The sequence below is a fragment of the Hoeflea sp. TYP-13 genome, assembly GCF_040932035.1.
Classification (GTDB): Bacteria; Pseudomonadota; Alphaproteobacteria; order Rhizobiales; family Rhizobiaceae; genus Hoeflea_A.
In genome coordinates, this window is sequence record NZ_JBFRBB010000005.1 from 172,323 (window position 1) to 196,452 (window position 24,130).

Genomic DNA, 24,130 nt, shown 5'->3' on the forward strand with positions numbered 1-24,130 from the left:
TCATGGTCGCAGGCATTTGTAGCAATGCGAATTTCGACCGGTCGGCAGCCAGGTAAATGGAGCTGGCACGTCTGCGCGATAAGAACGGTCATAGGCCGGGCACAATGCCGCAACGCGCCGAATGACACTTGATTTGCATAAAACATCTGCCGGTCATTGCCGGCAAGGCAATATAGGATCCATATCGTTTTCGGGATCTCAGGGAGGATACTGATGAAGAAACGCACTTTGTTGAAATCGCTGGCTGCTGCAGCAGTCGTTACCGCCGGACTTGGCGCGGGCACACTGCCGTCGCTGGCGCAGGAAGTAACCCTGCGCATGCATCAGTTCCTGCCGCCGCAGGCGACAGTGCCCGCAAAGGTGCTGATCCCCTGGGCTGAAAAAATCGAAAAGGAATCCGACGGCCGCATCAAGATCGATGTCTTCAGCGCCATGGCGCTCGGCGGCACGCCGCCGCAACTCATCGACCAGGCCCGCGACGGTGTCGTCGATATTGTCTGGACGCTCCCCGGTTATTCGCCGGGCCGCTTCCCGCGCGCCGAGGTCTTCGAGCTTCCCTTCATGATGACAAATGCCGAAGCCGGTTCCCGCGCCTATTGGGAACTGTTTGAATCGGACATGAAGGACAACGACTTCAAGGATCTGAAGATCCTCGGCACATGGATGCACGGCCCCGGCATGTTCCACGTCCAGGGCGATGGCATTGCCAAGCTGGAAGACATGGAAGGCAAGAAACTGCGCGGCCCGACCCGCGTCATCAACGGCCTTCTGTCACAGATGGGTGCGACGCCGGTCGGCATGCCGGTTCCGGCCATTCCGGAGGCTCTTTCCAAGGGTGTCATCGATGGAACCGTTATCCCGTGGGAAGTCACGCCGGCGCTGAAGGTTCCGGAACTGGTCAACACCCATACCGAGTTTTCCGGTGACCGGGCGCTTTATACGGCCGTCTTCGTGCTTGCCATGAACAAGGCGAAATACGACAGCCTGCCGGACGACCTGAAAAAGGTCATCGACGATAATTCCGGTCTCGAGTTCTCTGCATTCGCCGGCCGCACTATGCAGGAGTTTGACGCTCCGGGTCGCGCCATTGCCGAAAAGGCCGGTAACAAGATCATTGTTCTTGACGAGGCGGAAGTCGCCCGCTGGAAGGAAGCATCCAAACCTGTCATCGACAACTGGATTTCCGAAATGGATGCCAAGGGCATCGACGGCCGCGATCTCTACGAGCGCGCCCAGGCGGCAATCGCCAAGAACACCAACTAGGGTATGCCATTGCAGAGGCGGACCTGATCTCCGCCTCTGCACAATCGTAAATGAGCCACCGACACCGCCTCCAATTGGAACCGGTAAACGACAGCGGACACTAATCCACAAGGTCAATTTTGCACTGGCCGGCATGCGCAATATGCTGCAGCCGCACAGGGCAAGAAACACAAATGACCGGCGACAAAAGCATCAACATCAAACGGATCGAGGGACCGGCGGCACCGCCGGATGGATACTGACATGTCGGAGCGCATTGAACGCTGGATACAGGTGCTTGCACGCCTGACGGCGCTGGCGGGCGGGCTCGTCCTGACCGCACTCATCATCATCACCGTCATATCGGTGACCGGCCGTGCACTGGTCTTTGCCGGCCTCGGCCCGATCCCCGGCGATTTCGAGCTCGTTGAAGCCGGCACGGCCTTTGCCGTCTTCGCCTTTTTGCCCTGGTGTCACCTCAGGCGCGGTCATGCAGTCGTCGAGGTCCTCACCATGCATTTCAGCGACAATGCCAATCGCCTCATCGAAATCGTCTCCAATTTCCTGATGCTTGTCTTTGCGCTCCTCATCTGCTGGCGCCACTGGCTGGGCACGATCGACAAATACAACTACACGGAAACGACTTTCATCCTGCAATTTCCCATCTGGTGGGCCTATGCGGCCGGCCTCTTCGGCGCGGTCGTCTTTGTCATTGTAACGCTCTGGTGCTTCTGGCGCAGCGTGATCGAATACCGGACCGGATCGGACATCGCCATCAGCGGGGAACTGTCGTGAGCAATCTTGAAATCGGCATCTGGTCGTTTCCCGTTCTTCTCGTTTTGATCTTCCTGCGCATTCCGATCGGCCTTGCCATGCTCGCCGTCGGCGTTCTGGGCAGCTACATGATCAACGACTCCTTTCTGATGATATTCGGCCAGCTGAAGAACCAGACATACGGAACATTCTCCAGCTATTCGCTGTCGATTGTGCCGCTGTTTCTGCTGATGGGAAATTTTGCCCGTCTTGGCGGCATGTCGACCGCCCTCTTCAACGCGGCCGAAACATGGCTCGGCCACAAAAAGGGCGGCGTCGCCATGGCCGCCGTCGGCGCCTGCGCCGGGTTCGGCTCTATCTGCGGCTCGTCGCTGGCAACGGCAGCAACCATGGGTCAGGTCGCCCTGCCGGAGCTCAAGCGCTACGGTTTTTCCGGCCCGCTCGCCACGGGAACGCTTGCGGCCGGCGGCACCCTCGGCATTCTCATCCCGCCCTCGGTCGTGCTTGTTATCTATGCAATCCTCACCGAGCAGAACATCGCCAAGCTTTTCGTTGCGGCGGTCATCCCGGGCATTCTGGCCGCCGTCGGCTATATGCTCGCAATCTCGGTCTATGTGCGCATCAGGCCGAACTCCGCCGGCACCCGCGAACGCGTGCCCTACGGCGAGCGCTTCCGCGCCCTGCTTGCCGTCTGGCCCGTGCTGGTTGTCTTCCTGCTGGTTGTCGGTGGCATCTATCTCGGCATCTTCACGCCCACCGAGGCAGCGGCGGTCGGCGCCGCCGGCACCGGCCTCATCGCTCTTGCCAATCGCGGCCTGACCTTCACTACCCTCAAATCGTCGATCCTGGACACCGCGAACTCGACCGGCATGATTTTCCTGATCATTCTGGGCGCTGCCATCTACAACGGCTTCCTCGCCCTGTCGCAACTGCCGCAGGAAGCGGCGCTCTATGTCACGGAACAGGGCTTCTCACCCTGGCTGGTGCTGACCATCATCCTGCTTTTGTATCTGGCATTCGGCTGCGTCATGGATTCGCTGTCCATGATCCTGCTCACCGTGCCGATCTTTTTTCCGATCGTCATCGGCCTTGATTTCGGACTGCCGCCCGAGGAGTTTGCTCTGTGGTTCGGCATATTGGTGTTGATTGTCGTCGAGGTGGGATTGATCACACCGCCTGTCGGCATGAACCTCTTCGTCATCAACTCTATGGCCAAGGACATCCCGCTCTCGCAGACTTATCGCGGAGTCTTTCCGTTCGTCGCCACCGACCTCATCCGCGTGGTCATCCTGGCGCTGTTCCCGTTCATCACGCTCGGGCTGGTGCGTTGGCTGTATTGAGCGCCTGATAGGTCCACACGGTCGCCGGCGGCAGATTGCCCCAGATTCGGCGTGAGCGCACGGCTTGCATGCCGGCAGCCGGTGAAATCGGTGAAACGGGACCGTAGGTGAACTGCACAAGCCGCCCGTAGGGACCGACCAGGCGAAGCGCATGCTCGCAGAATGTCCGGCGGGTTTTCGCGGGATAGATATAAAGCGGCAGGCTGGAGACGACCGCCGCAGCCTGGCTGCCGGACACAGCAAGGGCCTCGACGGTGGCGAATGCGTCTTGACTGATAATCGTCGCCTTCGGAAAGCGCTCGGCAAGCAACCGGACAAACGCGGCGTTCGTTTCCACCAGAGTAAGCGCCTCTTCCTTCACGCCTGCCCGCAGGAGCGCATCGGTGACGACGCCGGTACCCGGTCCAAGTTCGACGACGGCCGCATCAGGCCGCAGACCAGCGGCAAAAGCCATATGGCGTGCAAGTTCACCGGAGCTGGGGGCAATGGCGCCGGTACGCATCGGCGCCTCAACCCATGCACGGGCAAAACGCATATAGTCCCGTGCCCGCATCGCGGCATGCCCGGTTTCCTTGTGCAACGTCTTCATCGCTCCATTCCTCATCGCAGGATCCGCTCCGCCAGCGCCGGCAAGAGCCTGTTCACAATCTTCAGAAGTTTTGCCCGGGAGACCCAGATTTCCGTCCTGCCTGCCTCCAGGCCGCCGATCAGGCTGGCCGCAGCGTGACAGGGCGTGATTTTTCCGCTGCCGCGGCCACGCGTCATATCGGTATCGACCAGTGCCATGATGACCTCGCACACCAGCACATTCGGCGCTTTCTGGCGGCACTGGTAACGAAGCGCCTTTGTGAAGCTGCGCATGCCCGCCTTTGTCGCGCAATAGACCGGCGAGGCTTGTTTGGGAGCAATGGCAAGCGCCGAACCCACATTGACGATCGCCGCCTGCGGCTGCCTCTTCAGTTGCGCAAGCAGCCCGATGGCAAGTGCAACCACCGCCTGCAGATTTACCGCAATCTCCTCGCGGGCCTCCGCCGTCCAGTCATGTTCGCAGCTGGAATGAAAATCCATCTCGGTCTGGATGGCCGCATTGTTGATGAGAACGGACAGATCGGCATGATCGGTGCGCAACCGCGCAATCAGGTCATCCACGGCCTCGGCGTCCGACAGATCGGCGGCAATGGCTGTCACCGCTTCGCCAAGATCGGACACAAGACCGTCGAGACCGGACCGGTTGCGGCCGACAATGATGACCTTTGCGCCCTTTGCCACGAGCTGGCGCGTTATCTGTGCGCCTATGCCGCGGGCCCCGCCGGTGACCAGTACCGATTTACCGCTAAGCTGCATGATGGATGACTTGTGTTGTTGTGTTGGACATTGCATGTCATAATATGAGCAATTGCTCGCATTAGGTACTCGCATTTCATGGCACAACCGCCAACCGTAATCGAACCCAGAAAAAAGCCGCGTCAGGCGCGGTCCACGGTGACAGTCGACGCTGTTCTGGAGGCGGCTGCTCGCATCCTGCAGGAGGGCGGGCTGGACGCCCTGAACACAAATGAAATTGCCCGGCGGGCGGGCGTAAGCGTCGGATCGCTCTATCAATACTTTCCCACCAAGGAGGCTGTCCTTGCCGAAATCATCCGCCGCAAGCGGCTGCGGCTGTTCAACGGACTGACGGCAGCCCTTGAAGAGACCAGGGGCCGGCCTCTCGAAATCACGATATTTCGGCTTGTCGAAGTCACCATCAGCCATCAGGCGGACAAGCCGGGCTTCGCCCGTGCTTTGGAATACGCCTATTCCGCACTACCCCTGCAACAGGAGACGGACGATCTCAAGGACGGGATCGTAGCGGCGATCTCAGGATTGCTTGAAGAACATGATGTACCCGACCCGCGGCAGGCGGCACGCGATATCGTCGCCATTGTAAGGGGCATGGCGGAAGCGGCGGGCCTGCGCGGCGAGAAAGACCGCGCGGCATTGGCAACCCGCATCTGCCGGGCTGTTCTCGGTTATCTCACCACAGATGTTGCGGCACACTCTAGAGCGGCTCCCGGATCCAGCCATCGGCAAAAGCCACCCGGTCGCAACCGGTAAAGCGGCGGACCCGGTCAAGCTCGGCCTCCAGCCGCCTGATCCGCCCTTGCCCAAGACGCACTTTCGGCTCGGGCCACAGTGCCGATACGTCAAGGACGCCGGCATCGCGCCGGCATTTCATGTCGATGCGCCCAATCAGCCGGTCGCCCTCAAGCAGCGGAAAGACGTAGTAGCCGTATTTGCGTTTCGGTTCCGGCACGAAGACCTCAATGCGGTAGTTGAAGCCAAAGAGACGTTCGGTGCGCTTGCGGTCGCGGATCGCCGGATCGAAGGGGCTGAGCACCCTGATGCGTGCCGGCGGCTCGGCCGCTGCCTCCGCCTGTTCGGCAACATCCGGACGCGCCAGGACCTTGTGCGGCTTGCCGCTGACAGTCCCGATTGCCACTTCGATCAGTTCTTTGCCGAGTTTTTCTGCGCACCAGGCCTTTGCTTCCGCCGGGCGCACGCCATCCCAAAAGGCGGCAATCTCGCCCGATGTGCCAAACCCGAGCCGGTCGAGCGCACTGGAACAGGCCCAGTCGACCGTTTCGGCTTCCTCCGGCCTGTTCGACCGGTGCTCGTCGGCAATCACCCGTTCGCTTAGGTCATAGACCTTCTGAAAACCTTCGCGGCCGCACACGGCAAGCCGGCCGGTGCGCCACAGATATTCAAGCGCCGTCTTCGATGGGTGCCAATCCCACCAGCCGCCATTGTTCTTTTTCTCACCCTCGCCCATATCGCGTGACATCACCGGACCGTGCTGCCTTATGTGAGCGAGCACGTCGTCGAATTTTTCCTCATAGCCTTCGCGCCGCCATGTGCGCCAGCGTTCCTTCAACCGTTCCTTGTTGCGCGCAAAGCGCATCTGCCAATAGGGATAAAAACAGGTCGGAATGATCGACGCATCATGGGTCCAGTGCTCGAACAGCGAGCGCTCTTTTTCCAGAAGCGACTTGAGTTGTTTCGGCCGGTAGCACTGCCGGCGCGAAAACAGGATCAGATCATGGGCGCGCGCCACCGTGTTGATACTGTCCACCTGGACGAAACCGAGCCGCTCGATCAGCGACTGAAGTTCATCCTTCACAAGCCGCCGCGACGGATCGTCCGCAAGCCCGTGGCGCTCAAGGAACAGCCGGCGCGCCGCACGGTTGGAAAGACGCAATGGGGAATCGACATCTGCTGATGGCATCGCGGCCAGTTCTCCCGAGCCAGGAAACAAAACATGAACAAGTTATAGATCGAGTCGCACCCAAATGAAATATGAAAAGTTGCAAACCGGAGGCTGATTGAATTCAGGTCTCGCCACGCCGTCCGAAACTCCGCCTGGGCCGGCTGTCATGGGCCGGTTCGACCAAAACGGTGTTTGTCCTGTCGCTTCTTGCCTGTCTGAAAACGATAATTGCCAGGGCAGCGGCAAAGACAGCAAGATCGGCCCAAAGCAATCTCAGCGGCGAAATGCCGAAACCGGCAAACCCCGCCAGCCGGTTGAACAGGATGATCAGCTTGGAAGAAGCGGCAAGTCCTGCGGCACCGAAAATCCGGACAAAGAAGGGAATGACCAGAAAGCCGGATACGATCTTTGCAGACAGCAGCATCGTGGCATGGATTGCGGCGATGGTGGCTGCCAGCCAGGCTGTTCTCCGTCTGACATCCAGGCCGTCCGTCACCGGATAGTCGGCAAAGCACAGGAAGACGACCAGCGTAAGCAGAAACGGCAGCAGGCCGGGCATCGAAACATTGATGAGGCCAAGCGAAAAATTGGCTCCCCAATAGTTGCGCACGGCAAGCAGGAACGGAATGGCGCTGATGAGCCACAAACAGGCAAGAACCGTCCAGCCGGCGCTGATTTCAAGCCATCGTATGCGCCTGTGCAAGGCGCGAATGATGAAGAACCCGATGACGAGTATCACCGGGGTCTTGCCGTAGACGCCTATTACCGAGGCAAGCGCGCCGCAGGCTCCGCCGACGCCCTGACAGGCCGACACTTTCAGCAGGGCCGTTAGCATCAGGGGAAAGAAAAACAGGAATGTGAATAGAACTCCAAACCAGATCAGCATGGAGGACCGGAACTGCCCCTTGTCCAAAGTGCTGCCTTCCCATCAAACAACATAAGGTTGCAAACAGGGCTATATGCAATTTATTGCCAATTCATTATCGCAACGCGCTAGGTTTTGGGAATTGCCGTATTCAGCAACGTTGCCCCGATTTGTGAGGAATGACACAGACGCCGCTGATAGAGAGCGTTACCGTTGTGGATCGTTCAACCAACCGGAGCAGTTTCCATGACAGAAGAAGAAAGCAATGTCGCCATACTGCGCCACGCCTATTCCGCCTGGCACGAAACAAAGGGCGACGCCAATGTCTGGTACGATATCCTTGCCGATCATATCGACTGGGGATCGGCGGCCGACGGAAGGCCCGGCATGGAATTTACAAAACCGCGCGCCTCAAAACAGGAAGTGATTGGCTATTTCGAAGGATTGGCAAACGACTGGTCCATGGAGTTCTACCACATCAACGAATATGTCGCGCAGGGCAGCCGGGTCGTGACGATCGGCGAATGTTCCTGGACCCACCGGCGCAACGGCAACACGGTGACCATACCCAAGGTCGATATCTGGCTGTTTGAAGACGGCAAGGCGACCCAGTTCATGGAATATTACGACACCTATACGGTGCTCATGGCGAGCCAGGAATAAAGTAGCGGAAGCGCCTAGCCGGCTTTTGTCAAAGTATGTGTGCCAGCGTGATTGATCATTGCGGCGATATCGTCGGCTGACTGTGGCTTGCCGAAATAGTATCCCTGGATCTGCTGGCACCCAATGCCACGGACAATCTGGTATTGTTCGGCGGTTTCCACGCCTTCGCAAAGCACCTTCATGCCGAGACCTTCCGCCAGAACCTGCGCGGACCGGACAACCGATTGGCTGGCACGTTCGCCGGTCATGTTCTGAAGGAACATTTTGTCGATCTTGATCTTGTCGACGGGAAAATTCGCCAGATATCCGAATGATGAGTACCCGGTGCCAAAATCGTCAAGCGACAGCGAAACGCCCAGTTTCTTGAGCTGCGCAAGTTGAACGAGAAGATCGTCGGTCGCATGGAGGAAGCTGGATTCGGTAATTTCCAGTTCAAGCCGATGAGCGGCGAGCCCGCTTTTGGCCAGCGCCTGTTTCACGTCTTCGACCACGCTGCCGCGCAGGAACTGCTTGGCGGAAACATTAACTGCCACGGTTATATGGCCGGGCCAGCGACAGGCGTCGCGGCAGGCCTGTTCGAGCACCCATTTTCCGAGCTGCAGGATAAAGCCGTTGGCCTCCGCGATTTCTATGAACTCGCCCGGTGAAACGGGTCCAAGTTCCGGATGGGTCCAGCGCAGCAGTGCTTCCGCCCCGGTGAGTGCTCCATCATCGGTTGCCACCTGGGGCTGATAGGTCACCCAGAACTGCCCTTCGCGCAAACCGTCGCGCATCTCCCTTTCAATCAGCAGCGCCCGCTCCTGCTGAGCAACGTCTTTCGGATCGAAATAGGCCACATTGCCGCTCAGGCCCCGCGCCGATTCCAAAGCAAGCTCCGCATTACTGATCAACCCATCCGCATCCTGTCTGAGCAGGTCCGATGTTTCGGCAACGCCCGCATAGAAATCTGCCGAAACCTGCATATTCTCCAACTCATAGGGCTTGCTGAGTTCCCGGATCAACTTGTCCGCAAGGTGCCTCGCACCGGATTTGCTGATGTCGGATACCAGATGCATCACAAAAGTATCGCCTTCCAGGCGCGCCGGTCGTGAAACCGCAAGTTCAATATGTTCAAGCCGTGACGCAATCGCCTGCAGCAGCAGGTCGCCGACGGTGCGCCCAAGTGTCCGGTTCAGGGCATTGAAGCGGTTTATGTTTATGGCGACCACCACCGCACGGCCACCACCGGAGCAAAGGTCGACCAGGTGCTGGTTCAAGACCTTGACGTACTCCCTACGGCGCATCGCGCCGGTCAAATCATCAAATTTGGACAGGTATTCCAGCTTGGCGCGTTGTTCGCGCTCCACGCTCACGTCGCGCGCAGTAACAGAAGCAAATACGGGATCGTCGTTTTCCCCGTTTTCGGACTGGAGACCGGTGAGAACCGAAGGCGTGACCGAATATTCCACGACCCGTTCAACACCGGATACACGGTCCCTGAATTCCGATCGCGCCACAGGTGTCAGGGTTTGACCATCAAATTTCGCAATCGCCTTGCGAATGTCGGCCACTACGCCCTTGGGCAATGCATCGAAGATGCATTCGGCCGACAACTGTTCATCGGTCAGTTTGAACAGTTTCTTGAAATTCTCATTGATTTCCAGGACTTCGCCGCTTTTTCCGACCACCAGGAATCCATCGGCACTGTCCGCAAAAACCTGGCTGAGCACCTTGCGGGTGTTGCGGTTTTCAATTTTTGCAACACGAGCAACCAGCGCCAGCAGGTTGAGTTCCGTTACCGCGGTAAATACCGCCAGGACTGCCACCGCCGCATGGACCGGAACGGTCGACAGCGCGATGGCATAGTCCTTTTGCAGGAAAAAAGCGGCCGTTTCCACGACAGCCGACAACAGCCCCAGGATTGCCAGTCGCACAGCCAGTCCAAACTTAATGGACGACGTCAGGGCGACCGCAAGCACCAGCAATACGAGGCTTGCGGTTAGCCAAATGCTCGATGGGACAAGCGACCGGTTCTGCAAAAGCGTTTCCGCTGCAAGAATCTGCAACATCGTTCCGGGGATGACCGAATGAACCGGAACGGCAAAGGTATCCCTGAGTTCCAGTGCATGCGCACCGATGATTACGGATTTGTCGCGGAGTGCCGCATCCGGTACGGCGCCTGCAAGCAGGTCTGAAACCGAATAGGTCGGAACGCTGGAGGGATCGATAGAATAGTCGATTAAAAACCGCCCGGTATCGACATCCGAACGCGCTGCAAGAATTGCAGCCGCTGAAGGTATGGTTTCCTGATTCAGATGGACGCCCAGATAAAAGGACCGCACAATCCCGTCGGAATCCGGGGTGACCCGAACGCTGGCCATCCAGGAATCTTCCTGGAACATCGCCAGCGGCATGGTCTGAACGTGGGGCGAACCCTCTACAGATCTGACGGACTGCTGCTGCACGAAGGTCGGAAACACAACCGATCCGCCTGCCATCTGCAGCGCTTCTAGCAACTTCCGATCCTCGTTCGGATCCGACCGGCTGCTGAAATCCACGTCGAAAACGATATCCGCTGCTTCTGCTTCGACCAGTGCCTCAATCACTTTTGCGTGGACGGATCGCGGCCATGGCCACACACCAATCTGCTCAAGAGACTGATGGTCAATTGCAATGTAAACGATTTTTTGCGACGCCTGCCGTGGCGCAAGCTCGGCGCGCTTTTCTATAAACAGGCTCTCCAGGCCCGCAAACGCTCCGAAGAACTGAAGCGCGATAATGCCAAGGCACAGAGTTATCTGCACCATGGCATTCGATGATATCGCGGGCTTATTCATGAAATGCGGACTTCGGAATCATCAGCAATGCTGACCGGAACTAACCGCTGTTCCCGTTGCCGTTGCCATTTCCATTGCCGTTGCCATTGCCACCGCCATTTCCGTTGCCGTTGCCATTTCCATTGCCACCGCCATTTCCGTTGCCGTTGCCGTTGCCGTTGCCATTTCCGTTACCGTTGCCATTTCCATTTCCGTTGCCGTTGGCATTTCCGTTGGCTTTTCCGGCAGCCGCATTGGCACTCGCCACGGCACTGACGCCATTTGAGGCGGCAACGGAGACATCCGCTGCGTTGGAACTTGAAACGGATGCGGTCTGGCCGGCACCGACACTTACCGCACGAGATGATCCCGGTGCGGATACATCCACGACACCGCGCTCAACGGAAACCGCAGCAGCATCATCGCCCACCGACACTGAAAAACGCGTACCCTTGACCACGGCAGCCAAAAACGGCGTTTTAATTCTAACGTGCTTGTGGTTTCGCGTTTCCACATCGAGCAGCAATGAACCAAACCTCTGGCGAAGATAGGTTTTGCTGCGGTCCTTTCCCTCGCTGATAAGCGCAGCCAGGGTATTTGGACTGTAATTGATCATTTCTTCACCGCGGCGAAGCTGCAGCCGGCCGCGCCGGCCGGTATGGATCCAGCTGGCGACCGGAATTTTCATGCCACGCTTGATTTGAAACCAGTTCTTGCTGTCTTCCGTATAGTATGAGGGCTGGCTGACCTTATGGGCGATCCAGTCCTGCGCCATCGAATGGATGGGCGCAAATAACAGCAGGAAAAATGAAATTGCTACGGCAAAACACCGGTTATACATCACACTACCCCCCAGTGGTTAGCCGAAAAGATACTGAAAAATTGCTAAGAATTTGTTGATAAATCCGCCAGATATTTACTTGAAATTAAGGCCGGCAAACAGTTTCAACTGTCAACCGGCAAGTAAAAAACAATCATAAGACGAAACAATTCTCTCGGATGCAACCCGGGGAGCGCCGGACGGCGGTGTGAATTCGACGTTGAATGCGATCTCCAGCGTAAACAGCCGTTCTCCACCTTCGCGGTCTGCATTCCATGACCGGCACAGATAGTGCGCATACTGAGCCGCCAGGAACGGGCGGACGGGCAGATAGGACTGATCTTCCAGATTGGAGAGAAACTTGCGCCACCGGTAATTTGCATAGGCTGCCGATACGAACTTCGGCTTTGTGCGGTCCACACGGCCGTCCATTCCACGGTAGACATCGACAGGTTCGCCGTTCAGCAGTCTGCCTTCGATCACCGGCCACGGACTTGTCAGCTCGGGATGCGGCGCAAACATCGTCCAGTTCTGGTAGAGGCCCAGTGCCTGGCGCACCAGAATGAACTGGCGCGGCAATTGCCAGTTCGCGAAGGGCAAAGTTGAAATGTTCTGGATTGTCACGAACACCAGAAATATGCCTGCAAGGCCGTTGGAAAACCGGCCGGCCCGGATAGGAATCGGCCGCCAGGGAAACCAGCTTTCGCTCATGCGGGCAAGGAACTGCCGGTTTGCGGCAACAATATCGTATGCTTTGTCGCCAAGCCTGCCGACCCAGGCAAGGCGCATCGGCAATGCCAAGGGGCGAAACAGGGGCGACGCCTGCACCAACGGGTGCATCGCGTCCCATTTCAATGAGACAGCATCACCCCTGGTGACAACCCATGAATTGTGCTGTTCAAGCACCGGGCCGATTTGCGCGTCTTGCTGTGCCGGACGTATTGGAACATCGCCGAGAAACAGCAGCATTCGAAGCAGGCGGCAGGCTTTCAGGCAAAATGAGCAATCCTTGTCATACCAGATGGCAAGGCCGTCCACCCGCCTGCGAGCCAGCCAGCCATCGGCCCTGTCCCAAACCCAGGAGGGCAGGAAGGTCAGGTTCATGATGATTGAAATGACGGGAAACAGACCGATCTCGAGATAGGCCCAAAATCCAATATGCATGGTCATGAACGCAACCATCAGCGCGGTGCGCAAGGTGCGGTGGAATATGGGGGAAAAAATCAGGAACGGACCCACCAGTTCCAGAAAATAGACGTAATAGGTAAGCCCCTGCATCAGCGGTTCAAACTGCCGGAACCACAAGCCGAACGGCGTCGCCATATATTCAAGATTGAGCGCATAGTAGACAGCCGTGCCGTCCGGAATCCACCTGGCATCGGACTTTAGCAGTGCACTGAAGAAGTACATCGACATGCCCTGCACCAGCAGAGCCATCGTCGCGATCGAGAAATAGCGGTTGTCGGTCGTATCCAGATTGCGGTCGAGAACTGCATCAACCGAGTAGCGGGCCCCGAGCGGCAAGAACATCGCCCAGAAGGTCAAAAGCACCGCCAGATTATCCTCACCGGACAAGATGAACGTATTCCGGTTTTGGACCGACAGCAGCAATATCCAGCTTGCGACCGTCGCTACACGCGTTCGGTAGCCGATGATAAGACAAGTGGCCGCCAGCGCCGCCATTGCGAACAGACCCGCCTGAAAAAGCGCCGAGCCATTGGCCAGGTGCAGGGAAACCGCACCGGCGGACAAATGGTTCAGCTGGGCCATCCGCGGCATGATCCCGGCATCCGAATAGTGTGCGGTAAGGTCCCGTAGACGCAGGCAGATGTCGGCAAGCAAATAGAGCCCGAGCAGAATGCGAAACAACGCAAGCGTTCTCAGATCGATACCGAAAATCGTTTGAATTCCAGCCAAACCGAACCGGACGCCCTCTGGCCGGCCCACATCGACGCCACCGGAAGGAATTTCTGATTGCAAATTTGTATCTGGATTACCGGTCATGCCTGGCAGACTGGCAAAATGTCTTGAATTGAGCGTTAACGGAACGTAACCGCACCAGGTAGCTGCCGCCGTTATTTGGACCTAGCCCGCGTCGCTTGCAATCTTGGTTGCGTCCAACAGCCGCCAAATCTCCTGTTCGGAAAAGCCGCGAATGTCACGCGTTCCAAGGCTGTCCAGCTCGAACTGATCGCGCAGTTCCAGCGCCATTTCGTGCTGTACGCTGATCTGCATGGGTTCGGAAAACTCCTGCAGCCTTGATGCCAGGTTCACCGCCGGCCCGAATATGTCATAGACATATTTCTGAATGCCGACGACAGATCCGACAACCGCGCCGGTTGCCAGGCCAATCCGGCAGCGCCACTGGTTCGGATGGCTCAAATTGCGCCGTTCCAGATAGCGGATGAACCGGATGGCGGCGTTGGCGACCGACTTGGAGTGGTCCGGCGTCGGATCGGGAAGGCCGGCAACAGTGATATAGGCGTCGCCGATCGTCTTGATACGCTCGCAGCCGAACTGCTCGCCGATGCGGTCAAAGGCACTGTATATGTCATTGAGCTCAGTCACCGTGACGCTCGGATCGGCCGATGCCACCATGTCAGTGAACCCGACGAAATCCAGCATCAGCACCGAGACCGGGTCGTAGAGCTGTGGCGTGACGACACCGAAGGTCTTGAATTCCTCATAAACCGAACGCGGCATGATGTTGAGCAGCAGCTTTTCCACCTGCTCCTTCTCACGCTTGATTTCACGATTGTTGCGCTCGACCATCATCGAATAGGAATCGATCATCGATTCCAGCTCACGGATGCGGGTAATGTTCTGGCACACCAGAACCGCAATATCCTGCCCACCTTCCGACGTAGGTGCGAAATCCACGGCGATAACCATCGTGCGCCGTTTTTTCTTGAACCTGGTTTCGGCCGTAAACCGGCCGTTCTTCTCCAGGCCATCGCGAAGCGCATCCAGATCGAGCTCCGCAAATAAATCGGCCAGCGTCGCAGCCTCCTCGGGCCTGCCGAACCACTCCTCGAATGTATCGTTGTAGAAATGGAAGGAAAAACTGGACCGGTCGAGCAAGGCGACACCCACGCCGATGGCGCGCAGCAACTGTTCATTGATGGCTTCTATCGACATGGCCTATCCCACAATCAGAGTTCTGCGGCTTTCGAATTCCTCCAACACCGCATCAATATCGGCGGCGTCGAAGCCGTGGCTTTCAAGAGTTTCTCTCAACACGATCTTCAATTCATCGAAGTGGCTGTTTTCAATGTCGAGATGCGAATGCAGTTGCCTGAGCTGATTATCCGTGTAGGACGCCGGTCCGCCGAGCAGGGAGGCGATGAACTTTGTCTGATGATCCACCATGCGTGACATGTCGACATCGTCAAAGAATGGCCCAATATCATCGCTGTCCAGCAACGTGTCGTAAAAAGCAAGTACTACTTTGCTGACACTGGAAAAGCCGCCGTATTTTTCGAAAAGCGTTTGCTCAACCATTGCCTGCCACTCCCTGAGATCTTGCCATTCGAGTTCTTTTTGTTCGAATTTGCAAGCAATTATAACACGATAATCTTCGCTATAGTCTCTAATTACTAAACCGGGCAATGATTATCGCCCGGTTCCCGATATGCCGGTCCACCGGCGGCGGCAACTCAAGCCTTGACTATGACGATTTCGGCATAATCGGAGGGAACAAGCATTGTTCCGTCCTCTGCGATGTCGAATTCGGCGATCGTATCCAGAATATCGTCGTTAAGAGCCTTTCTCTGCTCGTTTTCGAGCATCAGAAACGTTTTGTGCACCGGACCATAGAACGTACGGAAGAAATCGACGAAATATTGCGGCGACGGATAACGGAAACCGAAGCGTTTGACCTTTATCGATATCGACTGCGCCTGCGGCTTGAAGGTTTCGCCGACCCACCCGCGTGCGCCCCACAGCGTGGGCGAATCCAATCCGGCGGGCGCTGGCGCATATTTGCCGATCGTCTTGAACAGCGCTCCGATAAAGCTGTCAGGTGTCCAGTTCGCCAGTGCAATCTTGCCGCCGCTGCGGCAGACCCGCACCATCTCGGCGGCCGCCCTCTGCTGGTTCGGAGCAAACATGACACCGAACGTCGAGACAACGCCGTCGAACTGTCCGTCATCGAAGGGAAGATTTTCAGCATCGGCAACGCGGAACGTTGCATCAAGGCCTTCCGCATCGGCACGCTGGCGGCCGGCTTCCAGAAGCGTGGCAACATAGTCGGTCGACGTAACCACGCACCAGCGGCGGGCAAAAGCCAGGGTCGCATTGCCGTTTCCGGCAGCAACGTCAAGAACCGTTGAACCCGGTGCGATATTGGCCGCCTCGGCAAGTTCTTCTCCTGTGATCTGCAGTGTGATGCCTATTTTTCCGTAGTCGCCCGAAGACCAGGCACCATTTTGTTTGGTTTTGATTTTCCCGTAGTCAGGGGATTCAGCGATGGGGGTTACAATGTTCATTGGTCATTCCTTTCACTGGTTCGGGGCACCGCCCCATGTTTAAGCGGCCGACCGCTGCGGCCAGTTGCAGTTCGCAACCTGCCTTTCGCTGCCGACGATATGTTCGCAGATCCGTGGATCGACCCATTCGGGCTCGAATACGGGCGCCATATGTCCCAGCCCCGGCAGCATCGCCAGGCGTGCATTGGGAATGGCACCGGCGACTTTGACCGCGACATGCTGCGCGACTTCCGGCGATTCCAAGCCCATCAGAACAAGGGTCGGGATATTCAGCCTGCCTATGTCCTCCAGCGTCCATGTTTCTGAAAGACCGCAGGCAAAATCCGTCAGAATAGACGGTGCCAGGGCACTCAGCTTTTCCCGGCTCTTTTCCGGCAGACCTGCCCAGGTCCCATTCCCGTTCCAGAAGTCGATGAATGTATCCATGCCCCGGTTGGCGGTTCTGTTGGCAACCGCTTCCGAAACGGCGTTGCGGACGCCTTCTATTTCGCCAAACAGCGCTTTGTCCTGGTCGTCACCCTCTTTCAGAAAGTGAAAGGCGGCAGGTTCATAAACCGTCAGGCTCTTGACCAGATCCGGGCGCATCAGCGCAACTTTCACGGCAATGGCAGCACCGTAGGAATGGCCGACGAGATGAACCGGCTGTCCGAATTCAGCGATGTGTTCGATGACCGGTGCGGCGATAGCGGCAGTGCCCGTCATTGCGGGATCGATCGCCATTTCCGACAACCCATATCCGGGCAGATCGGGAGCGCTCAATGAAAAGCGCCCGTTCAGTTCGCCGGCAAGGTGCTTCCACTGTATGCTGCAGGAAGCCGAAGAGTGGAGGGCCACGACCGGGGCACTGAAAATATCTGCGATGTTGGTATATACGGTCATCAGACTTACTCTGCTGTATTTTCGTTTGACCGCACTTTCAGGCGTGAAAGTTTCGTTTTATTTTCAGATCAACCCGTTTTGTGTTTCATTTGTTATCGCATCGGCAAAACAGGCTTAAAAAACTATTCTGGGAATTCAAGGCGTTAACCAACAAGGCGCTCGGGCCTCTGAAACAATTGAAACATTAGGCCCTGGTACTGAAAACCGACTGAAACACTGGCGGGATAGGAATTTGTCATGTCCAGGCTCCAGCACGCAGATACAGACACAATAGCGCGGCAAACCACCGCCGTTGCGCGTTTCGGCGCCGACGGACGGCTCGTCGATGCGAGTGGCGAATTTCTCGAGCTGGCAAGCGTGATATCGGACTCCGCGACACGCGCGGAGGTCCTGAGCGAATATATCGAGCGTCTGGAATCGGTTAACCGGGGCCAGTTGGGCGATAGCGGCGAGGAAAAACACAAGATCGCAGAATTGTGGAGCCGCCACGACAGCCCTGCCCTGGAGGCAAAACTGAAACACGGTGGCTGGCGCATGCTTTCCAGCTGTCCGGAGCCCGGCGGCGGGACGCTTTATTTCAGCGTCAATATCGACCAGCATATGCGCAAGCAGGATCTTGCGCATTTCCTCGTGGAGCACATTCCCTTGCCGATGTGGATCAACGAGATCGAAACCGGCGAAGTACTTTATTCCAATCCCGCCTCCAACCGCCTCTACGGCGTCGGCCCGGACGCCCAGGAAAACCGCTCCATCTCTGAATTCTTTCTCGACAGGGACGACAGTCTGGAAATGCTGAAAAAGCTCCAGTTGAAGGGCTCGATTGAGAACTATCCGGTCAAGACAAAGTCAGAGACAGGACGCGAGATCCTTGTCGAGGGCTGCGCGAAGGTGTCCCAGCACAACGGGCGGCATCTGGTGGTGAACGCGATTCAGGACCTTACCGACCGGACCGAACTTGAAGAGGATACCGCCAAGGCGCGCGATATGTTGCGCGATGCCATCGAAGCCCTTTCGGAGGGCTTTGCGCTATATGATGAGGACAACCGCCTGGTGCTCTTCAACAACCGCTACCGCGAGATGAACTACGCTGTCGAGGATATACTGGAGCCGGGTCTCGAATGGGAAATCCTGATGCGGGAAACGGCGCGGCGTGGCGTCTACGCCGAAGCCATCGGTCACGAAGACCAATGGGTGACCAACCGGCTCGAAAACGGCATCGAATACATTCAGGACTATGAGTTGAAGCAAACGGACGGAACCCATTACCTGGTTTCCGTGCACCCGACCAAACTTGGCGGGTTTGTGGTGACCCGCACCGATATAACCGAGAAGAAAAAAGCCGAAGCCGCCGAGCGCGAAGGCGATCAGCTGATCCGCCAGGTCCTGGAGGCAAGCCCCGTCCCGGTGGTGATGGCAAGGGTGGGCGATGGAGAGGTGCTCTACCGCAATCCGGCCGCGCTGGAATTGCTGGGCAAGGTCAAGACGGCGATCGATTCCTACAGAAGCATTGACGAGCGTGCCGACTACATCACCGCCCTTCTGGCGGACGGCCGCGTAGACGACTACAAGCTCACCCTCATCAACCGTGACGGAGAAGAGTTTCCCGCATCCTGTTATGGCCGCATCGCCGATTACAGGGGCGAGGAGGTCGTTGTCACGACCGCCATGGATCTGACCAGCCAGAACGAAGCCGATAATCTGATACGACAGGTTCTGGAGGCTTGCCCGGTACCGGTGCAGATGACCAATGCAGCGACCGGAAAGCTGCTGTTCCGAAGCCCGGAGACAACCGCTCTGTTCGGGCCGGTCGAAATGGCGAAGGATTATTATGTCAATCCGCAGGATCGCAGAGATTATTTGCGGATGTTGCGTAAAAAGGGCTGGATCAATGAGCACAAGGTAAAGCTCATAAACGCCAGGGGCGAGGAGTTCTGGGGTTCAATCTCGGCCCGGCTGATCGATTTTCACGGCGAGCAGGTCATCGTCTCCAACACCCGCGACCTGACCGGGGAGCTTGCCCTGCAGGAAGAGCTCTCCAACCAGCGCGAAATGCTGTTCCAGAACGAAAAAATGTCGGCGCTCGGCGAACTGCTGGCGGGCGTTGCGCACGAGCTGAACAATCCGCTCTCCATTGTCGTCGGCCACTCGCTGATGCTGCGGGAGGAGGCGCACGAGCCAGAAACAATCAAACGCATCGAAAAGATCAGCAACGCGGCCGAACGCTGCGCAAAAATCGTCAAGACCTTCCTCGCCATGGCGAGACAGCAGCCGACGAAGATGGAAAGCACCGACATCAATTCGGTGATCTCCACAGCCGTTGACGTTACCGGGTACGGACGGCGGGACGATGGCCTCGAAATTGCCTGTGACCTTTCCGATAACCTTCCCAATATTGTCGCCGATGCCGACCAGATCACTCAGGTCGTCATCAATCTCATCATGAATGCCGAACAGGCGATCGCCGGCGCCGGCAAGGGCGACCGCATCACCGTATCCACCGGCATCGCCAAATCAGGCGAATTTGTCCAGATCGATGTTACGGACAACGGCCCCGGCATCCCCAAAAATATCATGGCGCGGATTTTCGAGCCGTTCTTCACCACCAAGGAAGTGGGCGACGGCACCGGCATCGGCCTTGCGTTCAGCCATCGCATCATCCTGTCCCACGGCGGACACATCTGGGTCGACACCGAATACCAGGGCGGCAGCCGTTTCTGCATATGTCTTCCCATGGCCGGCAAGGCTGCTGAAAAAAGTGCCAATGGCGACGATGCCGGGCGGCACGGCGGCGGAGTAAGGGCGTTGATCGTCGATGACGAAGTCGAGGTCGCCGAACTGATAGCCGAAATACTCAAAAAAGAAGGCTTCCGGGTTGACCTTGCCCATTCGGGCGATCGCGCCATCGAAATGCTTGAGGACGAGACTTACGACCTTCTGCTCAGCGATCTCAACATGCCGCAGCTCGATGGCCGCGGTCTTTATGAAGCCATTCGGGACACACATCCGGGTGTATTGGAGAAAACAGCTTTCATTACCGGAGATACGATGGGTGCGGCTTCGCAGGCGCTCTTACAGGAATCGAAGCGGCCCTATCTGGAAAAGCCGGTATCCCCGGCGGAATTACGCGAGCTTGTATATGGCATATTGAACCAAAGGAACTGAACTTTGACCCATTTTACTGGAGCGGTCTTTAACGGCGGAAAAGACGGATAAATGGAAAACAGTCACTATCACCTGCTGGTCTGCGATGACGAACTGGATGTTCGTGAAATGGTTCACGAATATCTGTGCAAACGCGGCTTCAAGGTTTCCAAGGCAGCGAGCAGCGACGAGCTGCGGTCGGTCCTGTCAGGAAATAGGATCGATCTGATCATCCTGGACATCAACATGCCGCGCGAAGACGGCCTGACGACCCTGCGGTCGCTGCGCATTGATGATCAGACGCCCGTCGTCATGCTGACGGCAGCCGGTGAAGTCGTGGACCGGATCATCGGACTTGAAATGGGAGCCGACGACTATCTCGGAAAACCGGTCGATCTGCGCGAACTTGAAGCCCGCATAAAGGCTGTCTTGCGGCGCAGGGGCGCAGATAGCCCCAAGAAGAAGGCTGAAGCCGGAACGGCCATGTTCGGTGATTATGTCCTCGACATCGAATCGGCAAAAATGCACGCACCCGATGGCGAAGAGGTTCCGCTCACGGCAATGGAATTCAACCTCCTCAAAGCCTTCGCCGACAACCGGGGCCGCGTTCTCAACCGCGATCAGATCCTTGAACAGGCGCATGACCGAAGCTGGGATCCCTTTGACCGGAGCATCGACATCCGGATCTCCAGGCTGAGGCGCAAGATCGAGAAGAACCCGGCCAAACCGGCGATCATCAAAACCGTACGCGGCATCGGCTATATTTACGATCCAGAAGGCAGTTCGTAGACGCCGGGCATTTTTCGATCCGGCACGTCAACGCAGGAAATTCAGCGCCAGACAGGATTGCACCAGGCCCGTTTTCCGGCGCGATCAACAATGGTGATCCGCAGCCAGGGCGAATTTGAAAACCGCATCAAGGGCACCTCCGCTCGGGTCATCGCATCGCCATGCAGCGAGACAGCCGCCGAACCCTGACCCTGCACGATGACGGTCGACACGGCACTGCTATCAACTTCGACGGATTTGTCGTTCCAGACGATGTTGTGAAAATCCGGGCCCTGGCTGGAATAGTAGTGTCCGGCCTTGAGGGCCGCGAGGAGACTGTCTGGGCTGTTCTCCTGCGCTTTGACCATGACCCAGCCGCCGAAATGGTCCGGCTCGGTGAAATGCGCATCATCGGTTGCGCACAAATCGAGTTTCCTTCCTTCCGACAGTAAAAGATCAAGCGTGTGGAAGCCGTCGGCACGGTCGGCACTGACCGCGCAGCCATGATTGTAGATCTCAACCGCATGGGCAGCTTCGATACCGCGCGCGTCATCAAGGCTCATGCCGGACCATTGCGGATGGGCAATTGCCACATAAGCACCGGCATCGCGGGCGCGCCGGGCAATCTCCGCACCGGTTTCCTGACCATCGACGGGTCCGAAGTGAGGGGCATCCGGTGGTGCGAATTCCTGTGGCAATCCGACCGCAAGGATATGCCATATCTCACCGTTCTGCATGGTTCCCGAATGCAGCTCGGCACCAAGGATCGTTGTAAACTGATTGTCCCTGAACGGTACCGTGTCGGTTATCGGATATTCGTAAATACCGATAAAATGATCCGTAAGCGCCAAGAAGTCATAGCCTTCCGCCTTGTAGCGCCTGCACACCTCTTCGGCTTCCAGCGCACCATCGGAACGGTTGCTGTGAGTGTGGAGATTGCCTCGGAAAAACCGGCCGGGGGCCGCAAACATAGTATCGGTCATTCACGCCTCTCAAAATGTCGGATCTCCATGCCCGTCACATGTGAAGGCTTCATGACAATGGGGCCCGAAGTCAATGATGAAAGGGACCTCCATCCAAGGCGGCAGCGCTTCGGTTCACAATTGAAGCAAGTCCGGCAAGGAAGGTTCTGCAGCGCGGACAAATATCATGCCCCGATCGCCTCGATCGCCTCAAACAACTGCGGATCGACGGGAATTCCGTTATTTTCGTAATCGCGCCTTATCTGCTGGCGGCGACGGCCGGGCAATCGTGCACCATCGGTCGACTGGATCATCTGGGCCATCATCGCAAATCGTTGCAGTCCATTGACACCGAATGCGCCCGGGTCGATGGCGATCAGCGTTTGTCCTGCACCCGGCGGGCCGCCTTCGGCATTCAGGAACGAACTCTGCTCAAAACTGTAATTGGCGCCTGTCAGCCCAGCGCAGATAAGCTCCACCATAAGCGCCATCACGGTACCCTTGGCATCGCCCAGCGGCGCCATGGTGCCGGCAAGGGCGGCCTTGGCATCGGTGGTCGGCGCCCCGTCGGCATCGAAGGCCCACCCTTCTGGAATATCCTCGCCGCGCTGATTGGCGGCCATGATCTTGCCGCGCGCGACACGCGAAAGGGATATGTCGACGGTCACCGGATCACCACCGGCAACCGGGGCTGAAAAGGCAATGGGGTTAGTGCCAAAAAGCGCCCGTGTCGCGCCCCAGGGCGCCATCGCTGCCGGTGTATTTGCAAAAAGCAGTGCCACGAGGCCTTTGTCCGCAAGCGATTCAACAATGACACCCGCAACACCGCAATGATGCGAACGGGTTATCCCTGCAACGGCTATCCCCTGTGCGGGACAGACCTCCGCCAGCCAGTCGCGCGCAAGGTCGATTGCCGGATAGGCAAATCCGTTTGCGGCATCGACGAGCGCCGAACCTGGCCGGTGCCGGGTAAGACCGGCCTCAGCTTGGCCGTCCACCTTGCCACAAGCTGCCTGCGCGGCATAGGAGCCAACGCGGCGCAAACCATGACCGCTCTGCCCCGCGAGTTCTGCCGCGAGCAGCGCATCGGCAACACTTGCCGCATTTTTTTCGGACGTGTTGCTGCGCACCAGTGCGCTGCTGATCAACTGGCGCACGTCACCGGGACTGAACCTGTTATCTTCGCTCATAAATGGATCGCCTGCTCGCCCGCATCGTCCAGATGGGCAAGAACCGTCTGCGCTGTCATCGCACTGACGCGGACATTTGATTCCTGCGTCACGCCGGCAATATGCGGTGTAAGAATGATGTTCTTCAGGCCGCTGAATTTCATCGCTGCCTCTGCAGACAGCGGCTCGGTCTCAAAGACATCAAGCGCTGCGCCCGCCAGTTTCCCCTGAGAAAGCGCGGAGGCCAGCGCCTCCTCGTCGATAATGCCGCCGCGGGACGTATTGATGATCACCGCCTGGCTTTTCATCTTTGCCAGCGCCTCAGCATCGATCATGTGTTTCGTATCGCCGGTGAGCGGAACATGAAGGCTGACCACATCGGCGTAATCCAGAACCCCGTCGAGCGAAACATTGCGGGCGAGCTGCCAGCCCGGATCATCAGCAAGGCAGTAGGGGTCATAGGCGACGACCTGCATTCCGAGCACGCTGGCGCGCACTGCAACCTCGCGGGCAATCCCGCCAAATCCGACAAGCCCCATCACCCGGCCTGCAAGCTCGTGACCGATGAGCGCCTGGCGCGGCCATTCTCCCTGCAGCATCGCTTCGGTGGATTGATAGGCCCCGCGCAGGAGCAGCATGGCATTTGTGATGACGTATTCGGCAACGCAGAGGTTGTTTGCGCCAGTTGCCGGATATACGGTGACACCGCGCTCCCGGCAGGCCTCCATGTCGATATTATCAAGGCCGACACCGAGCCGACCGACACATTTGAGGTCGGGTGCCGCGTCCAGGAGGTCAGCCGTCACCTGCGTGCGATTGCGCACGATCAGCGCAGCGGCATCGGCGACCAGCGGGACAATCTCGTCCTGCCGGTCAGCAAGGGTTTGATCATAGAAAACGTCGTACTGCTGCTTTAGGGCATCCACGGCGGCGTCATCCATGAATTCGGTGATAACGATTTTTGCCATTGTCGGCTCCTAC

Annotated in this window: 21 protein-coding genes; 7 read left to right on the forward strand and 14 right to left on the reverse strand. The window is 57.6% G+C overall.

The window, feature by feature from the left end:
- Positions 1 to 213: 213 nt before the first annotated feature.
- From ABVT35_RS23870 to ABVT35_RS23880, 3 genes are all read left to right on the forward strand, one after another.
- Complete coding sequence (locus ABVT35_RS23870) at positions 214 to 1,263, forward strand: TRAP transporter substrate-binding protein (protein ID WP_368469959.1); 1,050 nt, start codon at positions 214 to 216, stop codon at positions 1,261 to 1,263.
- Positions 1,264 to 1,506: 243 nt separating this feature from the next.
- Positions 1,507 to 2,037 (forward strand): TRAP transporter small permease, encoded by a 531-nt coding sequence (locus tag ABVT35_RS23875; protein WP_368469960.1) that lies wholly within the window; start codon positions 1,507 to 1,509, stop codon positions 2,035 to 2,037.
- Positions 2,034 to 3,356, forward strand: coding sequence for a TRAP transporter large permease (locus ABVT35_RS23880; protein ID WP_368469961.1), 1,323 nt, complete (start codon positions 2,034 to 2,036; stop codon positions 3,354 to 3,356). Before ABVT35_RS23875 ends, ABVT35_RS23880 begins: the two co-directional genes overlap by 4 nt.
- On the opposite strand, the gene ABVT35_RS23885 is transcribed toward ABVT35_RS23880, so the two are convergent.
- Both ABVT35_RS23885 and ABVT35_RS23890 read right to left on the reverse strand, forming a co-directional pair.
- The gene (locus ABVT35_RS23885) at positions 3,325 to 3,945 is read right to left on the reverse strand and encodes a class I SAM-dependent methyltransferase (protein ID WP_368469962.1); all 621 of its coding nucleotides are present in this window, start codon (positions 3,943 to 3,945) and stop codon (positions 3,325 to 3,327) included. The two genes, ABVT35_RS23880 and ABVT35_RS23885, sit on opposite strands and share 32 nt — an antisense overlap.
- 11 nt (positions 3,946 to 3,956) lie before the next feature.
- The gene (locus tag ABVT35_RS23890; RefSeq protein WP_368469963.1) at positions 3,957 to 4,700 is read right to left on the reverse strand and encodes an SDR family oxidoreductase; all 744 of its coding nucleotides are present in this window, start codon (positions 4,698 to 4,700) and stop codon (positions 3,957 to 3,959) included.
- Positions 4,701 to 4,778: 78 nt separating this feature from the next.
- On the opposite strand from ABVT35_RS23890, the gene ABVT35_RS23895 reads away from it, so the two are divergent.
- On the forward strand, positions 4,779 to 5,450 hold the full coding sequence (locus tag ABVT35_RS23895; protein ID WP_368469964.1) for a TetR/AcrR family transcriptional regulator: 672 nt from the start codon (positions 4,779 to 4,781) through the stop codon (positions 5,448 to 5,450).
- On the opposite strand, the gene ABVT35_RS23900 is transcribed toward ABVT35_RS23895, so the two are convergent.
- Positions 5,395 to 6,618, reverse strand: coding sequence for a winged helix-turn-helix domain-containing protein (locus ABVT35_RS23900; protein ID WP_368469965.1), 1,224 nt, complete (start codon positions 6,616 to 6,618; stop codon positions 5,395 to 5,397). The two genes, ABVT35_RS23895 and ABVT35_RS23900, sit on opposite strands and share 56 nt — an antisense overlap.
- Positions 6,619 to 6,721: 103 nt before the next feature.
- A complete protein-coding gene (locus ABVT35_RS23905) occupies positions 6,722 to 7,513 on the reverse strand; it encodes a hypothetical protein (RefSeq protein ID WP_368469966.1) in 792 nt (263 codons plus the stop codon).
- A 198-nt stretch (positions 7,514 to 7,711) separates the two neighbouring features.
- On the opposite strand from ABVT35_RS23905, the gene ABVT35_RS23910 reads away from it, so the two are divergent.
- On the forward strand, positions 7,712 to 8,128 hold the full coding sequence (locus ABVT35_RS23910; protein WP_368469968.1) for a nuclear transport factor 2 family protein: 417 nt from the start codon (positions 7,712 to 7,714) through the stop codon (positions 8,126 to 8,128).
- 14 nt (positions 8,129 to 8,142) lie between these two features.
- On the opposite strand, the gene ABVT35_RS23915 is transcribed toward ABVT35_RS23910, so the two are convergent.
- From ABVT35_RS23915 to ABVT35_RS23945, 7 genes are all read right to left on the reverse strand, one after another.
- Positions 8,143 to 10,944, reverse strand: a complete 2,802-nt coding sequence (locus ABVT35_RS23915) for an EAL domain-containing protein (protein ID WP_368469969.1) — start codon at positions 10,942 to 10,944, stop codon at positions 8,143 to 8,145.
- Between the two features lie 40 nt (positions 10,945 to 10,984).
- The gene (locus tag ABVT35_RS23920) at positions 10,985 to 11,764 is read right to left on the reverse strand and encodes a FecR domain-containing protein (RefSeq protein WP_368469971.1); all 780 of its coding nucleotides are present in this window, start codon (positions 11,762 to 11,764) and stop codon (positions 10,985 to 10,987) included.
- Between the two features lie 111 nt (positions 11,765 to 11,875).
- On the reverse strand, positions 11,876 to 13,723 hold the full coding sequence (locus tag ABVT35_RS23925) for an HTTM domain-containing protein (protein WP_368469972.1): 1,848 nt from the start codon (positions 13,721 to 13,723) through the stop codon (positions 11,876 to 11,878).
- A 105-nt stretch (positions 13,724 to 13,828) separates the two neighbouring features.
- The gene (locus ABVT35_RS23930) at positions 13,829 to 14,881 is read right to left on the reverse strand and encodes an adenylate/guanylate cyclase domain-containing protein (RefSeq protein ID WP_368469973.1); all 1,053 of its coding nucleotides are present in this window, start codon (positions 14,879 to 14,881) and stop codon (positions 13,829 to 13,831) included.
- A 3-nt stretch (positions 14,882 to 14,884) separates the two neighbouring features.
- Positions 14,885 to 15,244 carry a group 1 truncated hemoglobin gene (locus ABVT35_RS23935; RefSeq protein ID WP_368469974.1) on the reverse strand — a complete coding sequence of 120 codons (360 nt, stop codon included), beginning with the start codon at positions 15,242 to 15,244 and terminating at the stop codon, positions 14,885 to 14,887.
- 155 nt (positions 15,245 to 15,399) lie between these two features.
- Complete coding sequence (locus ABVT35_RS23940) at positions 15,400 to 16,230, reverse strand: class I SAM-dependent methyltransferase (RefSeq protein WP_368469975.1); 831 nt, start codon at positions 16,228 to 16,230, stop codon at positions 15,400 to 15,402.
- A gap of 39 nt (positions 16,231 to 16,269) precedes the next feature.
- Positions 16,270 to 17,109, reverse strand: coding sequence for an alpha/beta fold hydrolase (locus ABVT35_RS23945; protein ID WP_368469976.1), 840 nt, complete (start codon positions 17,107 to 17,109; stop codon positions 16,270 to 16,272).
- Positions 17,110 to 17,346: 237 nt separating this feature from the next.
- On the opposite strand from ABVT35_RS23945, the gene ABVT35_RS23950 reads away from it, so the two are divergent.
- Entirely contained in the window at positions 17,347 to 20,271 is a 2,925-nt protein-coding gene (locus ABVT35_RS23950) for an ATP-binding protein (RefSeq protein WP_368469978.1), read from the forward strand.
- Between the two features lie 51 nt (positions 20,272 to 20,322).
- Positions 20,323 to 21,039, forward strand: coding sequence for a response regulator (locus tag ABVT35_RS23955; protein ID WP_368469980.1), 717 nt, complete (start codon positions 20,323 to 20,325; stop codon positions 21,037 to 21,039).
- A gap of 41 nt (positions 21,040 to 21,080) precedes the next feature.
- Here ABVT35_RS23955 and ABVT35_RS23960 read toward each other — a convergent pair whose 3' ends face one another.
- The 3 genes from ABVT35_RS23960 to ABVT35_RS23970 all read right to left on the reverse strand — a co-directional run bounded on the left by ABVT35_RS23960 (position 21,081) and on the right by ABVT35_RS23970 (position 24,117).
- Complete coding sequence (locus ABVT35_RS23960; protein WP_368469981.1) at positions 21,081 to 22,001, reverse strand: PHP domain-containing protein; 921 nt, start codon at positions 21,999 to 22,001, stop codon at positions 21,081 to 21,083.
- A gap of 164 nt (positions 22,002 to 22,165) precedes the next feature.
- The gene (locus ABVT35_RS23965) at positions 22,166 to 23,170 is read right to left on the reverse strand and encodes an Ldh family oxidoreductase (protein WP_368469982.1); all 1,005 of its coding nucleotides are present in this window, start codon (positions 23,168 to 23,170) and stop codon (positions 22,166 to 22,168) included.
- Positions 23,167 to 24,117 carry a hydroxyacid dehydrogenase gene (locus ABVT35_RS23970; RefSeq protein WP_368469984.1) on the reverse strand — a complete coding sequence of 317 codons (951 nt, stop codon included), beginning with the start codon at positions 24,115 to 24,117 and terminating at the stop codon, positions 23,167 to 23,169. The genes ABVT35_RS23965 and ABVT35_RS23970 overlap by 4 nt, the downstream gene beginning before the upstream one ends.
- Positions 24,118 to 24,130 lie beyond the last annotated feature (13 nt).

Excerpts from the sequence above, each read along its gene's own strand:
- ABVT35_RS23870 (WP_368469959.1), top strand. The coding sequence starts at position 214 with ATGAAGAAACGCACTTTGTTGAAATCGCTGGCTGCTGCAGCAGTCGTT.
- ABVT35_RS23875 (WP_368469960.1), top strand. The coding sequence starts at position 1,507 with ATGTCGGAGCGCATTGAACGCTGGATACAGGTGCTTGCACGCCTGACG.
- ABVT35_RS23885 (WP_368469962.1), bottom strand. The coding sequence starts at position 3,945 with ATGAAGACGTTGCACAAGGAAACCGGGCATGCCGCGATGCGGGCACGG.
- ABVT35_RS23890 (WP_368469963.1), bottom strand. The coding sequence starts at position 4,700 with ATGCAGCTTAGCGGTAAATCGGTACTGGTCACCGGCGGGGCCCGCGGC.
- ABVT35_RS23895 (WP_368469964.1), top strand. The coding sequence starts at position 4,779 with ATGGCACAACCGCCAACCGTAATCGAACCCAGAAAAAAGCCGCGTCAG.
- ABVT35_RS23900 (WP_368469965.1), bottom strand. The coding sequence starts at position 6,618 with ATGCCATCAGCAGATGTCGATTCCCCATTGCGTCTTTCCAACCGTGCG.
- ABVT35_RS23910 (WP_368469968.1), top strand. The coding sequence starts at position 7,712 with ATGACAGAAGAAGAAAGCAATGTCGCCATACTGCGCCACGCCTATTCC.
- ABVT35_RS23915 (WP_368469969.1), bottom strand. The coding sequence starts at position 10,944 with ATGAATAAGCCCGCGATATCATCGAATGCCATGGTGCAGATAACTCTG.
- ABVT35_RS23920 (WP_368469971.1), bottom strand. The coding sequence starts at position 11,764 with ATGTATAACCGGTGTTTTGCCGTAGCAATTTCATTTTTCCTGCTGTTA.
- ABVT35_RS23930 (WP_368469973.1), bottom strand. The coding sequence starts at position 14,881 with ATGTCGATAGAAGCCATCAATGAACAGTTGCTGCGCGCCATCGGCGTG.
- ABVT35_RS23935 (WP_368469974.1), bottom strand. The coding sequence starts at position 15,244 with ATGGTTGAGCAAACGCTTTTCGAAAAATACGGCGGCTTTTCCAGTGTC.
- ABVT35_RS23940 (WP_368469975.1), bottom strand. The coding sequence starts at position 16,230 with ATGAACATTGTAACCCCCATCGCTGAATCCCCTGACTACGGGAAAATC.
- ABVT35_RS23945 (WP_368469976.1), bottom strand. The coding sequence starts at position 17,109 with ATGACCGTATATACCAACATCGCAGATATTTTCAGTGCCCCGGTCGTG.
- ABVT35_RS23950 (WP_368469978.1), top strand. The coding sequence starts at position 17,347 with ATGTCCAGGCTCCAGCACGCAGATACAGACACAATAGCGCGGCAAACC.
- ABVT35_RS23955 (WP_368469980.1), top strand. The coding sequence starts at position 20,323 with ATGGAAAACAGTCACTATCACCTGCTGGTCTGCGATGACGAACTGGAT.
- ABVT35_RS23960 (WP_368469981.1), bottom strand. The coding sequence starts at position 22,001 with ATGACCGATACTATGTTTGCGGCCCCCGGCCGGTTTTTCCGAGGCAAT.
- ABVT35_RS23965 (WP_368469982.1), bottom strand. The coding sequence starts at position 23,170 with ATGAGCGAAGATAACAGGTTCAGTCCCGGTGACGTGCGCCAGTTGATC.
- ABVT35_RS23970 (WP_368469984.1), bottom strand. The coding sequence starts at position 24,117 with ATGGCAAAAATCGTTATCACCGAATTCATGGATGACGCCGCCGTGGAT.